The following is an 11,721-nucleotide window of genomic DNA, read 5'->3' on the forward strand; positions in this document are numbered from 1 at the left end:
TCTCAGCCCTTGAGGACTTCGACCAGCGTCTTGCCGAGACGCGCCGGCGAAGGCGAAACGCGGATGCCTGCAGCTTCCATTGCCGCGATCTTGGATTCCGCGTCACCCTTGCCGCCGGAAACGACAGCGCCGGCATGACCCATGGTGCGGCCCTTCGGAGCGGTACGGCCCGCGATGAAGCCGGCCATCGGCTTCTTGCGGCCCTTCTTGGCTTCGTCGATGAGGAACTGTGCCGCATCTTCTTCGGCCGAACCGCCGATTTCGCCGATCATGATGATCGAGGTCGTGGCGTCGTCCGCCAGGAACATCTCCAGCACATCGATGAATTCCGTGCCCTTGACCGGGTCGCCGCCGATGCCGACGGCCGTGGTCTGGCCGAGGCCTTCGTTGGAGGTCTGGAAGACCGCTTCATAGGTCAGCGTGCCGGAGCGCGAGACGATACCGACGGAGCCCTTGCGGAAGATCGAGCCCGGCATGATGCCGATCTTGCATTCTTCCGGCGTCAGGATGCCGGGGCAGTTCGGGCCGAGCAGACGTGAGGAGGAGCGCTCGAGGCGAGCCTTGACGCGCACCATGTCGGCAACCGGGATACCTTCGGTGATGCAGGTGATGAACGGGATTTCCGCTTCGATCGCCTCGATGATCGCGTCCGCGGCGCCTGCCGGCGGAACGTAGATCACGGATGCGTCGGCACCGGTCTTCTCGCGGCCTTCGGCGACGGAAGCGAAGATCGGCAGGCTTTCGCCCTTCGAGCCGGTCCAGGTTTCGCCACCCTTCTTCGGGTGGATGCCGCCGACCATCTGCGTGCCGTAATAGGCGAGCGCCTGTTCGGTGTGGAAGGTCCCGGTCTTGCCGGTCAGGCCCTGAACGAGGACCTTGGTGTTCTTGTTGACGAGAATCGACATGAGGTCTGGTCCTTCAGGTTAGCCGTTGATCGCGGCGACGATCTTCTTGGCAGCATCGTCCAGATCGTCGGCGGCGGTGATCGCCAGGCCGGATTCGTTCAGGATCTTCTTGCCAAGCTCGACATTCGTGCCTTCGAGACGAACGACCAGCGGAACCTTGAGGCCCACTTCCTGCACGGCTGCGACCACGCCTTCAGCGATGACGTCGCACTTCATGATGCCACCGAAGATGTTGACGAGGATGCCCTCGACCTTCGGGTCGGCCGTGATGATCTTGAAGGCGGCCGCGACCTTCTCCTTGCCGGCGCCGCCGCCGACGTCGCAGAAGTTCGCCGGCTCCTTGCCGTAGAGCTTGATGATGTCCATCGTCGCCATGGCAAGACCCGCACCGTTGACCATGCAGCCGATGTTGCCGTCGAGCGCCACGTAAGCGAGGTCCCACTTGGAGGCTTCGATTTCCTTGGCGTCTTCTTCAGTCTCGTCGCGCAGCGCCTTGATGTCGTCGTGGCGGAACAGCGCGTTGCCGTCGAAGGACACCTTGGCGTCGAGAACGCGCACGCGGCCGTTCTTCATGACGATTAACGGGTTGATCTCGAGCAGGCTCATGTCCTTCTCGACAAAGGCCTTGTAGAGGATCGGGAAGAGTTTTTCGGCATCCGCCTTGGCTTCGCCTTCGAGCTTCAGCGCCGAGGTGAGCTTCGCCAGATCGTCGGCGGTGACACCGGCTTCCGGGTTGATCGCGACGGTAAGGATCTTCTCCGGCGTGTCATGCGCGACGGCTTCAATGTCCATGCCGCCTTCCGTCGAAACGACGAAGGCAACCTGGCCGACCGAGCGATCGACGAGCAGCGAGAGATAGAGTTCGCGGTCGATGTCGGCGCCGTCCTCGATGTAGAGGCGGTTCACCTGCTTGCCGGCTTCGCCGGTCTGCGCGGTGACGAGCGTGTTGCCGAGCATGTCCTTGGCGTGGGCCTTGGCTTCGTCGATCGAGAAAGCGAGGCGAACGCCACCCTTGGCGTCCGGGCCAAGCTCCTTGAACTTGCCCTTACCACGGCCGCCGGCATGGATCTGGCTCTTGACCACGTAGAGCGGGCCGGGGAGCGACTTGGCAGCCGCTTCCGCCTCGTCGGCGGAGAAGATCGCGACGCCTTCGGCGACCGGTGCGCCAAAGCTCTTGAGCAGAGCCTTGGCCTGATATTCATGAATGTTCATGGGATAGATCCTGTCTGAGCAATTCCAGCAGGACCTGCTGGAATTGCGTGAAACAAAAGAGCCGGGATTACTTCAGCGCGGGCGCGATGTTGATGCAGGCTTCGCACAGGCCGGCAACGGCTGCGACCGACTTGTCGAAGGCTTCCTGTTCGGCCTTGTTGAGGTCGATTTCGACGATGCGCTCGACGCCGCCGGCACCGATGACCGTGGGAACGCCGACATACATGTCCTTGACGCCGTACTGGCCCGAGAGATGGGCGGCGACGGGCAGGACACGCTTCTTGTCCTTGAGGAAGGATTCGGCCATCTCGATCGCCGAAGCGGCCGGAGCATAGTAGGCCGAGCCGGTCTTGAGCAGGCCGACGATTTCGGCGCCGCCGTCACGGGTGCGCTGGATGATCTCTTCGAGGCGCTCCTTGGTGACCCAGCCCATCTTGACGAGGTCGGTCAGAGGGATGCCGGCAACGGTGGAGTAACGGGCGAGCGGCACCATCGTGTCGCCATGGCCACCGAGAACGAAGGCGGTGACGTCCTGCACGGAAACCTTGAATTCTTCCGAGAGGAAAAGACGGAAGCGCGCCGAGTCCAGCACGCCGGCCATGCCGACGACCATGTTCTTCGGCAGGCCCGAAAACTTCTGCAGCGCCCAGACCATCGCGTCGAGCGGGTTGGTGATGCAGATGACGAAGGCGTTCGGCGCGTACTTCTTGATGCCCGCGCCGACCTGTTCCATGACCTTGAGGTTGATGCCGAGCAGGTCATCGCGGCTCATGCCGGGCTTACGGGCAACACCGGCGGTGACGATGCAGACATCAGCGCCTTCGATGGCGGCGTAGTCGCTGGCGCCCGTCAGCGAGGCATTGAAGCCTTCGACCGGCGAGGACTGGGCAATGTCGAGGCCCTTACCCTGCGGAATGCCGTCGGCGATGTCGAAGAGGACGATGTCGCCCAGCTCCTTCAGGCCGGCGAGATGCGCCAGCGTGCCACCGATCATTCCAGAACCAATAAGTGCGATCTTCTTGCGGGCCATGAAAAGCTTCCTCTTGCTCCGATCAACAGGCCCCCAATGTCGCAATTGCGGGACCTTTCGGCGCAAGGGCTTACGCCCCTCGGGTTAAAAATTCAACACATACTTTTGTATCGAAATTTTTCAATCGGTTAGATGCAAAAATTCTTACGTAAACGTAAGAATTCCTGTCACGCTTTCGTCACGTCATCGCCATATCGGGCCGTATGATCTGCAAGATATTCCGTACTGCGGATCTCGATGAGGCGCGAGACGGTGCGATCGAATTCGAAACCTTCGGTGCCTTTGCGGGTCACCAGAAGCTCTTCCGGGGCGGCGGCCGCGGAGGCGAACAGCCGGACGCGATGGTCGTAGACCGTGTCCACGAGATTGATGAAGCGCTTGGTCTCGTTGCGCTTATCGGCGCCGAGCAAGGGGATGTGGTCGACGAACAGCGTGTCGTAGCGCGACAGGATTTCGAGATAGTCGGCGGCCCCCAGCGGACGCTGGCAGAGATCGGCGAAGGAAAAGCGCGCCGCCCGGGCTGACGCCTGCGGCACCGTTATGCTGCGGCCACGGAAGGCGATCGTCTCGGCACCCACCGGCTTGCCCGCCACCTCGCGCCGCCAGGCCGCATCCATCGCCATGTCGGCTTCCGGCGTCAGCGGATAGCGGAAGACCGGCAGGCCGCTGTCCTTTTCCAGCCGGTAATCCGTCAGCGAATCCAGCGGAACGATCTCGACATATTGTTTCAGGAGATCGACGAAGGGCAGGAACAAGCCGCGATTGAGGCCATCCTTGTAGAGATTGTCGGGCTCGACGTTCGATGTCGTCACCAAGATGCAGCCGCGCTGAAAGAGCTCGCCGAACAGGCGCGAGAGGATCATCGCATCGGCGATATCCGTCACGGAAAACTCGTCGAAGCAGAGCAGCCGCGCCTCCTCGACGAGGCTTGCGGCCACCGGCGGTACGGGATCGGCCTGCTTGGTCTCCCCGGCCTTCAGCTTCTGGCGGTGCTTGTGGATGCGATCGTGCACGTCGGCCATAAACTCATGGAAATGCGCCCGACGCTTGCGCTTCACCCGCGCCAGCTCGAAGAACATGTCCATCAGCATGGTCTTGCCGCGCCCGACGCCGCCATAGATGTAAAGGCCCTTGGGGGCGCTGACGGTTTCGGGTTTGCGGGAGGCGAAGAGCCAGCCGAGCGCACTGGATTTGCGCGCCGGGCGCTGGGCGTGCAGGTCGAGAAGCAGCCGGTCGAAGCGCGCGGCCATGGCCTTCTGCGCCGGGTCCGGCTTCAGCTCGCCGCTCTGGACAAGGGCCTGCAGCCTATCCGAAACACCATGGTCCGGATGTGTCGATCCGCTGTCCCAGTCCTTGCCCATGGGCGGGTTTTATCCGTGTCGGTGTCGGAAGGACGGGATCAGCGCGAAAGGCTGACGGGTTGGCCGGAATTGGTCGTGCCGTCAAAGCGAGCGTCTGCAGACTTGTAGAGGCGGGCAATGGAATTGCCGTTGCGGTCCTTCAACACGACCTGCTTGCCGGCAACTTCCCAGGAGCCCATCGTCGTCAGCTCGCCGGCGCAACCACGCGTACCACCGCGCGAGCCGCTGCCGAGATTGGTGAGCGTCAGGAACATGTCGCAGGAAGACGGGCCGCTTGCCACACGCCAGTTGCCGACCATGGATTCCTTGGTGACGTCGAGCGCCGTCGCAGCTGCCGTATCCGCCGCGCCGCCGGCAACACCCGTTCCGGTCGCCATGGCCGTGTCGGTCGTCGGCTTTTCCGGGAACTGCGACGTGTCCGTCGTCGGATCGGGCAGCTGGCTGGAGGAAACGCTGCCGATCGGCTGGGCCTGCAGCGGCGTAATATTCTGCTGCGTGTTGACGCTGTCCATCGACGTGCGCTGGCAACCGGCCAGAGCAAGCGCCATCATCAGCCCGCCTGCCACATGGTGAATCCGCATGTCGTTACTCCTGCCTTTGTGCGACGCCGTGCATACGCGACAACCATGGCGAATTAGCGTGAATCGTTCGTCTAAATCAAGTCTTGGCAAGCAGGTTTCGAGTTCACGGAGTCTGACATACGTTCACGACAGGTGCAGTAAGCTACCCGGACACCTGTTACGAAACACCAAGGACTTCGTTTCGATAGAAGGTATCGGCCTTTTCTTTTCGCCAGCCTGAATCAGGCATCGTTTTAAATATGCTCGCGCCGACACCGGAAAAACGGGCATGCGTTTCTGCGACGAAGGCTCGCAACACCGGGTGTGGCACCCCTTCGCCCAATTCACGAGTGTGCTTCTTGGCCTCGACAAGCGCCAACGTTTCCCCGCGGACCGCGTCCGAAATCGTCGCACCCGCCATACACTCCAACATGTTCATCGGCGGGAGGGATGTGAAGTCTCGTCCTGACATCCAGGCAAGTGCAATTGCGGGGCGAAGCGCATAGAGAAACTTCTTCAGCTTAGCTGTTTCGAATTCATCGTTCCCAGCGTGCTTGTGTAAAAGACCGACATAGTGCTTCGCAACATTCGACGGCTCAACAATCTCGTCAAGAAGAACAGACAGCCTCGATCGAAAACCGGGCTCTTCCTCATAAACGAGTGGCGATTTCAGCCACTCCACGACAACAGCATTGCCGGAAAGCGCCAAAAGAAGCGCCTTGCGAAGGTCCCAGCCACCAGTATCGACAAGGCCGACTATCGGAAATTCGATGACATCTCGAACAACGCCCAAACCAACATGGTCACCAACGGGCCGCACATACACGAAGCGGCAGTCGTAGTCGCTGTCGGGAGACGGAAAGCCCCAGGCGCGACTACCGCTTTCAATGGCAAAACCAATCCGAATTACCTGCGCCCGGACACTTTCCAGGCGCCGGCGGATCTCCGCCACAACGTCAGGCGCAAAACCGTCGAGCATCAATCAGAGCCGGCGCTCGACCAGCATCTTCTTGATTTCGCCGATCGCTTTCGCCGGGTTCAACCCCTTCGGGCAAGCCTGGGCGCAGTTCATGATCGTGTGGCAGCGGTAGAGACGGAAGGGGTCTTCCAGATTGTCGAGGCGCTCGCCGGTGGCTTCGTCGCGGCTGTCGATCAGCCAGCGATAGGCCTGGAGGAGGACGGCCGGGCCGAGATAGCGGTCGCCGTTCCACCAATAGCTCGGACAGGAGGTCGAGCAGCAGGCGCAGAGAATGCACTCATAGAGGCCGTCGAGCTTGAGACGGTCCTCATGGCTCTGCTTCCATTCCTTGGCCGGCGTCGGCGAGACGGTTTTCAGCCAGGGCTCGATCGAACGGTGCTGGGCGTAGAAGTTGGTGAGATCGGGAACGAGATCTTTTACGACCGGCATATGCGGCAGCGGATAGACCTTCACCGCACCCTTCACCTCGTCCATGCCCTTGGTGCAGGCGAGCGTGTTGGTGCCGTCGATGTTCATGGCGCAGGAACCGCAGATACCCTCGCGGCAGGAGCGGCGCAGCGTCAGCGTCGGGTCGATCTTGTTCTTGATGTAGAGCAGCGCGTCCAGCACCATCGGGCCGCAATCGTCGACGTCGATGTAGAACGTGTCGATCGACGGGTTCTTGCCGTCGTCGGGGTTCCAGCGATAGATGCGGAACTCGCGGGTGTTCGCGGCGCCGGCCGGCTTCGGCCAGACCTTGCCTTCGGTCATCTGCGAGTTTTTCGGGAGAGCGAGTTCAACCATGTCCTGTTCTCCTCGGGATCAGTAGACGCGGGCCTTGGGCGCGATCTTCTGGGGATCGATGCCGTCGGCGATAAGGTCGGTGTGAACAGGGCGATAGTCGAGCTTGACGTCGCCCGCCTCGCTTACCCAGGCCAGGGTGTGCTTGCGCCAGTTGACGTCGTCGCGGCCGGCAAAGGGGCCGTCGACATAGTCTTCACGGGCATGCGAGCCGCGGCTTTCCTTGCGGGCCTCGGCGCCGTAGACGGTCGTGATGGCGTTGGCCATCAGGTTTTCCAGTTCCAGCGTCTCGACGAGATCGGAGTTCCAGATCATCGAGCGGTCGGTGACCTTGATGTCGGGCATTTCCTTCCAGATCTCGCTCATGCGGCGGCAGCCGCTTTCGAGCGATTCCTGGGTGCGGAACACGGCCGCGTCGTCCTGCATGGTGCGCTGCATCTTGTCGCGCAGGATTGCGGTCGGCGTGCCGCCATTGGCGTTCCGGAGGCGATCGAAGCGGTCCATGATCTTGTCGCAGGCAGCGATGTCGAGTGCCGGAACAGGAGCGGCGCGGTCGATCACCTGACCGGCGCGGATCGCGGCGGCTCTGCCGAAGACCACGAGGTCGATCAGCGAATTGGAGCCGAGGCGGTTGGCGCCGTGCACCGAGGCGCAGCCGGCCTCGCCTACCGCCATCAGGCCGGGCGCCAGGCGCTCCGGGTTCTGGCTGTCGGCGTTCAGCACTTCGCCCCAGTAGTTCGTGGGAATGCCGCCCATGTTGTAGTGCACGGTCGGCAGGACCGGGATCGGCTCGCGCGTCACATCGACGCCGGCAAAGATCTTCGCGCTCTCGGAAATGCCCGGCAGGCGCTCGTGCAGCACGGCGGGGTCGAGATGGTCGAGATGCAGGAAGATGTGGTCCTTGTTCTTGCCGACGCCGCGGCCTTCGCGGATCTCCATCGTCATGCAGCGCGAGACGACGTCGCGAGACGCCAGGTCCTTGGCCGACGGCGCATAGCGCTCCATGAAGCGCTCGCCTTCCGAATTGACGAGATAGCCGCCTTCGCCGCGCGCGCCCTCGGTGATAAGGCAGCCGGCGCCATAGATGCCGGTCGGGTGGAACTGGACGAATTCCATGTCCTGGAGCGGCAGGCCGGCGCGGGCGATCATGCCGCCGCCGTCACCCGTGCAGGTGTGCGCCGAGGTGGCCGAGAAATAGGCGCGACCGTAGCCGCCGGTCGCCAGCACCACCATCTTGGCGGCGAAACGGTGGATCGTGCCGTCATCGAGGTTCCAGGCGACGACGCCGGTGCAGCGGCCGTCGGCCGACATGATCAGGTCGAGCGCGAAATATTCGATGAAGAATTCCGCATTGTTGCGCAACGACTGGCCGTAGAGCGTGTGCAGGATGGCATGGCCGGTCCGGTCGGCGGCAGCGCAGGTGCGCTGCACCGGCGGGCCTTCGCCGTAATTCTGCATGTGGCCGCCGAACGGCCGCTGGTAGATTTTTCCTTCCGCATTGCGCGAGAAGGGAACACCGTAGTGCTCCAGTTCATAGACCGCCTTCGGCGCTTCCATGGCGAGATACTGCATGGCATCGACGTCGCCGAGCCAGTCGGAACCCTTGACGGTGTCGTAGAGGTGCCATTGCCAGCTGTCCGGCGTCATGTTCCTGAGCGAGGCCGCGATGCCGCCCTGGGCAGCGACCGTGTGCGAGCGTGTCGGGAAAACCTTGGTGATGCAGGCGGTCTTGAGCCCCTGTTCGGCCATGCCGAGCGTGGCACGCAGGCCCGCACCGCCGGCACCGACGACGATCACGTCGAAGGAGTGGTCCACATAAGTATAGGCCTTGCCGTTGGCCGCCGGGGAGGAGTTCGCTGCCATGATGGATTATCCTGCGAAGGCGATCTTGAGGACGGCGAAAAGACAGAGCCCGCCGACCAGGATCGCGAAGAAGGTGTTGAGCATGAGGAGCGCGATCTTCACGCCTTCCGCATGCACGTAGTCCTCGATGATGACCTGCATGCCGAGCTTCATGTGGATGAGGCCGGAGACGACGACAAGGCCCATGAGCACGGCGACGATCGGGTTCGACAGCGCCGCGGTGACTTCCGCATAGGACGCGCCGTTGTAGCAGATCAGGAAGCCGACGAAGAACAAGAGAAGCGGAACGTTGGCAACGGCCGTCAGGCGTTGGCGCCAGAAATGCTCCGTGCCATCCTTGGCCGAGCCGAGACCACGAACCTTGCCGAGGGGAGTGCGCATGTCCATGGGTTTCTCCTCAGCGCGCCAGGTAACCGACGATCCAGATCAAAACCGTCAGGGCGACGGAGACGATCGGGGTGGCGATGGCGAGCTTTGTATTGAAGTGTTTTTCATAGCCGCGCCCCATGTCCCACATGAAGTGGCGAAGACCGCCCAGCATGTGGTGCATCAGCGCCCAGGTGTAGCCGAAGAGCACGAGGCGCCCGATCAGCGTGCCGAAAAACCAGTTGACCCAATCGAAATAGGCTTCGCCCGAAGCGGCGGCGATGAGCCACCAGGCAACGAGCACCGTGCCGAAATAAAGGGCGGCGCCGGTTATGCGATGCACGATGGACATGACCATCGTCGGGATCGGCTTATAGACTTGGAGATGCGGCGAGAGCGGCCGGCTTCGAGTGACATTCGCCATCTGAACCTCACGGAACCCCGGAGAGCCATAAACTGGACAGAATTTCTCCGGAATTGCAGTATGTTGTGCACAATGCAGTGATTGCGACGTTTAATCACCGGAAAGCGGAACCACAAGCCTTCTTGCAGTGCAAAATGAATTTAATCGATTAAGCGCCTGCCGCTTTTGTGCCATTCCGGGACACGCTCCGCCAATTAACGATAACCGGAAAAATCATAACCAAATCCGTGACTTTTGCCGGGCGCTGCCCCATCTTGCCGTTAAGGATCTGTTAAGCGTAATCCGGAAGGCACGACAGAATGACTCTGTTTTCAGCGCCCCATGCGACCAAAGTTCTAGCACTTGCGGTCGCCCTTGCGGCCGGCGGCATGACGCCCGTCGCAGCCCGCGACCGTACCCCCGATACCGGCTGGTCGGACAATTCCGGCGCGGACTGGTCGAAAGGCAGCTTCATCGGCCGCAGCATCGAACGGCGTGAGCACCGCCAATGGCGGCCACGCGATCGCTACCGCGACGATCGCCGGGTCGAGCGGCATCGCGATCACCACTGGCGCAAGGACCGCAATTTCTACGGCGGCGCCATCTCCGCCTATCGCGACAAGGGCAACAGCATCTACTTCTATATCGATCGGGAGCGTTACTATGACGACCTGTTCGATGCTCCCCTGGCCGAGAACCACGGACCGAAAGTCATTGTGGTGACGCCAGGCCAGAATGGTTGCTCGTGGGAAGCCGGCGTCTGCGTCATCCGCCCGGGCCTTTGACGGTCGGGCAAAGCATTACGCCTTTTGCGGGATTACGCCAAAGCGCCAGACCGTCGTCTTCTTGACCTCGCTGTCCTCCAGCGCCCGTGTCACCGGCACCGTATAGGTGGCGAGCGCCTCCATGCGCTCGCGCGGGCAGTAGGCCCGGCCGGGGTCGCCGACGAGCACCATGGCGCCCCGCGCCGCTAGCGTCGAGAACCAGGGAATGAGCACATCCGCAAAACCGCGGTCATAGAAGACATCGCCGGCCAGCACGGCGTCCCAGCCCTCGTCCCGGCCGATCATGTTTTCCGCAGTGTGGATGAGATCGACACCATTCAGGACCGCGTTCAGACGAACAGCTGCTTCACTCCAGGGGTCGATATCGGCCGCCAGCACGGATGAGGCACCGGAGAGCCGCGCCGCGATGCCGACAAGGCCGGAACCGCTGGCAAAGTCCAGCACCGATTTTCCGGTCACCAGGGCGGGATGATCCAGAATGTGCCGGGCAAGCCCCTGTCCGCCCGCCCAGGCGAACGCCCAGAAGGGCGGCGGCAGGCCGATCTCCTGCAGCTCCTCCTCGGTCTTCAGCCAGAGGTCATGCGCCTCCGTGGCAAGCCGCAGCCTCACCTCCGGCACATGCGGCGGAGAGAGCACGTCGGTGTTGTCGCGAATGAAGACCTCGGGATCCGTCTTCACGGAAACATCGCTCCGCGGCGTCGGCCTCTAAGGAAAGCAATGTGGCGGGCGAAGGGCCGAACCATCAGCGCGGCGGCTTGTCGAGACCGCCCATGCGGCAGACCTCGATCCACTCTTCCTCGGTCACCGGCTGCACCGAAAGACGCATGGAGGTGACGAGCGACATGTTGGCCAGCTTCGGGTTGGCCTTGACGTCCTTCAGCGAGACGGGCTTGGGCATGTCGCGCACGGCGCGGATATCGACGCAATCCCAGCGCGGATCTTCACCGGCCGTCGAATCGGGATGCGAAAGCGCGCAGACCTCGGTGATGCCGACGATCTCCAATCCCTCGTTGGAGTGGTAGAAGAAGCCCTTGTCGCCGATCGTCATCGCCCGCATGTGGTTGCGCGCGAGATAGTTGCGTACGCCCGTCCATTCGGTGCCCGCCTCACCGGCATCCTTCTGCATCTGCCAGGACCATTTGAAGGGTTCGGACTTGTAGAGCCAGTATGCCATGGAAAATCAGGCCTCCGGACTGTTGAAGACCCAGTTCCAGGCCTTTACCTCGACAGAGGCGAAAAGACCGGCCTTGGCGTAGGGATCGTTTTCGGCGATCTGCCGTGCCTCTTCGATCGTCTCCGCCTTGACCACCACCAGGCTGCCGGTCGGCTTGCCATCATCGCCGAGGAAGGGACCGGCGAAGGCGAGCTTGCCGTCGGAATTCAGGCCGTTCAGATAGGCGAGGTGATCCGGGCGCGTATCGAGGCGCACCTGCAGCGCACCGGGCTTGTCCTGGCAGAGAAATGCGAAATGCATGAA

Annotated in this window: 14 protein-coding genes; 1 reads left to right on the forward strand and 13 read right to left on the reverse strand. The window is 62.2% G+C overall.

Translation table 11 applies throughout. The features are described 5' to 3' along the window. Positions 1 to 2: 2 nt before the first annotated feature. From sucD to sdhC, 10 genes are all read right to left on the reverse strand, one after another. Positions 3 to 905: a succinate--CoA ligase subunit alpha gene (gene sucD / locus EXZ48_RS16025; protein WP_130517005.1), complete on the reverse strand. Its 903-nt coding sequence runs from the start codon at positions 903 to 905 to the stop codon at positions 3 to 5. Between the two features lie 18 nt (positions 906 to 923). Further along, a complete protein-coding gene (gene sucC / locus EXZ48_RS16030; protein ID WP_023514888.1) occupies positions 924 to 2,117 on the reverse strand; it encodes an ADP-forming succinate--CoA ligase subunit beta in 1,194 nt (397 codons plus the stop codon). Between the two features lie 67 nt (positions 2,118 to 2,184). After that, positions 2,185 to 3,147, reverse strand: coding sequence for a malate dehydrogenase (gene mdh / locus EXZ48_RS16035; RefSeq protein ID WP_023514887.1), 963 nt, complete (start codon positions 3,145 to 3,147; stop codon positions 2,185 to 2,187). A gap of 167 nt (positions 3,148 to 3,314) precedes the next feature. After that, entirely contained in the window at positions 3,315 to 4,508 is a 1,194-nt protein-coding gene (zapE, locus tag EXZ48_RS16040; protein WP_130517007.1) for a cell division protein ZapE, read from the reverse strand. Between the two features lie 38 nt (positions 4,509 to 4,546). Further along, positions 4,547 to 5,089 carry an AprI/Inh family metalloprotease inhibitor gene (locus EXZ48_RS16045; protein ID WP_130517009.1) on the reverse strand — a complete coding sequence of 181 codons (543 nt, stop codon included), beginning with the start codon at positions 5,087 to 5,089 and terminating at the stop codon, positions 4,547 to 4,549. A 157-nt stretch (positions 5,090 to 5,246) separates the two neighbouring features. Beyond that, a complete protein-coding gene (locus EXZ48_RS16050) occupies positions 5,247 to 6,047 on the reverse strand; it encodes a DNA polymerase beta superfamily protein (protein WP_245462154.1) in 801 nt (266 codons plus the stop codon). A gap of 3 nt (positions 6,048 to 6,050) precedes the next feature. Continuing rightward, on the reverse strand, positions 6,051 to 6,830 hold the full coding sequence (locus tag EXZ48_RS16055) for a succinate dehydrogenase iron-sulfur subunit (RefSeq protein WP_023514884.1): 780 nt from the start codon (positions 6,828 to 6,830) through the stop codon (positions 6,051 to 6,053). An 18-nt stretch (positions 6,831 to 6,848) separates the two neighbouring features. Then, the gene (sdhA, locus tag EXZ48_RS16060) at positions 6,849 to 8,690 is read right to left on the reverse strand and encodes a succinate dehydrogenase flavoprotein subunit (RefSeq protein WP_023514883.1); all 1,842 of its coding nucleotides are present in this window, start codon (positions 8,688 to 8,690) and stop codon (positions 6,849 to 6,851) included. A 6-nt stretch (positions 8,691 to 8,696) separates the two neighbouring features. Continuing rightward, the gene (gene sdhD / locus EXZ48_RS16065) at positions 8,697 to 9,077 is read right to left on the reverse strand and encodes a succinate dehydrogenase, hydrophobic membrane anchor protein (protein WP_023514882.1); all 381 of its coding nucleotides are present in this window, start codon (positions 9,075 to 9,077) and stop codon (positions 8,697 to 8,699) included. A 10-nt stretch (positions 9,078 to 9,087) separates the two neighbouring features. Continuing rightward, entirely contained in the window at positions 9,088 to 9,480 is a 393-nt protein-coding gene (gene sdhC / locus EXZ48_RS16070) for a succinate dehydrogenase, cytochrome b556 subunit (RefSeq protein WP_050745541.1), read from the reverse strand. 299 nt (positions 9,481 to 9,779) lie between these two features. Here sdhC and EXZ48_RS16075 point away from each other — a divergent pair, with 299 nt between their 5' ends. Next, positions 9,780 to 10,244, forward strand: coding sequence for a hypothetical protein (locus EXZ48_RS16075; RefSeq protein WP_130517013.1), 465 nt, complete (start codon positions 9,780 to 9,782; stop codon positions 10,242 to 10,244). A 15-nt stretch (positions 10,245 to 10,259) separates the two neighbouring features. Here EXZ48_RS16075 and EXZ48_RS16080 read toward each other — a convergent pair whose 3' ends face one another. The 3 genes from EXZ48_RS16080 to EXZ48_RS16090 all read right to left on the reverse strand — a co-directional run bounded on the left by EXZ48_RS16080 (position 10,260) and on the right by EXZ48_RS16090 (position 11,718). Further along, complete coding sequence (locus tag EXZ48_RS16080; RefSeq protein WP_130517014.1) at positions 10,260 to 10,922, reverse strand: methyltransferase; 663 nt, start codon at positions 10,920 to 10,922, stop codon at positions 10,260 to 10,262. A 64-nt stretch (positions 10,923 to 10,986) separates the two neighbouring features. Next, positions 10,987 to 11,418 carry an EVE domain-containing protein gene (locus EXZ48_RS16085; RefSeq protein ID WP_130517016.1) on the reverse strand — a complete coding sequence of 144 codons (432 nt, stop codon included), beginning with the start codon at positions 11,416 to 11,418 and terminating at the stop codon, positions 10,987 to 10,989. A gap of 6 nt (positions 11,419 to 11,424) precedes the next feature. Next, positions 11,425 to 11,718: a YciI-like protein gene (locus tag EXZ48_RS16090; protein WP_130517018.1), complete on the reverse strand. Its 294-nt coding sequence runs from the start codon at positions 11,716 to 11,718 to the stop codon at positions 11,425 to 11,427. Between the last annotated feature and the right edge of the window lie 3 nt (positions 11,719 to 11,721).

This window comes from Shinella sp. JR1-6 (assembly GCF_004284735.1).
GTDB lineage: Bacteria > Pseudomonadota > Alphaproteobacteria > Rhizobiales > Rhizobiaceae > Shinella.

Excerpts from the sequence above, each read along its gene's own strand:
- sucD (WP_130517005.1), bottom strand. The coding sequence starts at position 905 with ATGTCGATTCTCGTCAACAAGAACACCAAGGTCCTCGTTCAGGGCCTG.
- sdhC (WP_050745541.1), bottom strand. The coding sequence starts at position 9,480 with ATGGCGAATGTCACTCGAAGCCGGCCGCTCTCGCCGCATCTCCAAGTC.
- EXZ48_RS16045 (WP_130517009.1), bottom strand. The coding sequence starts at position 5,089 with ATGCGGATTCACCATGTGGCAGGCGGGCTGATGATGGCGCTTGCTCTG.
- EXZ48_RS16055 (WP_023514884.1), bottom strand. The coding sequence starts at position 6,830 with ATGGTTGAACTCGCTCTCCCGAAAAACTCGCAGATGACCGAAGGCAAG.
- EXZ48_RS16085 (WP_130517016.1), bottom strand. The coding sequence starts at position 11,418 with ATGGCATACTGGCTCTACAAGTCCGAACCCTTCAAATGGTCCTGGCAG.
- EXZ48_RS16075 (WP_130517013.1), top strand. The coding sequence starts at position 9,780 with ATGACTCTGTTTTCAGCGCCCCATGCGACCAAAGTTCTAGCACTTGCG.
- EXZ48_RS16050 (WP_245462154.1), bottom strand. The coding sequence starts at position 6,047 with ATGCTCGACGGTTTTGCGCCTGACGTTGTGGCGGAGATCCGCCGGCGC.
- mdh (WP_023514887.1), bottom strand. The coding sequence starts at position 3,147 with ATGGCCCGCAAGAAGATCGCACTTATTGGTTCTGGAATGATCGGTGGC.
- sucC (WP_023514888.1), bottom strand. The coding sequence starts at position 2,117 with ATGAACATTCATGAATATCAGGCCAAGGCTCTGCTCAAGAGCTTTGGC.
- EXZ48_RS16090 (WP_130517018.1), bottom strand. The coding sequence starts at position 11,718 with ATGCATTTCGCATTTCTCTGCCAGGACAAGCCCGGTGCGCTGCAGGTG.
- sdhD (WP_023514882.1), bottom strand. The coding sequence starts at position 9,077 with ATGGACATGCGCACTCCCCTCGGCAAGGTTCGTGGTCTCGGCTCGGCC.
- zapE (WP_130517007.1), bottom strand. The coding sequence starts at position 4,508 with ATGGGCAAGGACTGGGACAGCGGATCGACACATCCGGACCATGGTGTT.
- sdhA (WP_023514883.1), bottom strand. The coding sequence starts at position 8,690 with ATGGCAGCGAACTCCTCCCCGGCGGCCAACGGCAAGGCCTATACTTAT.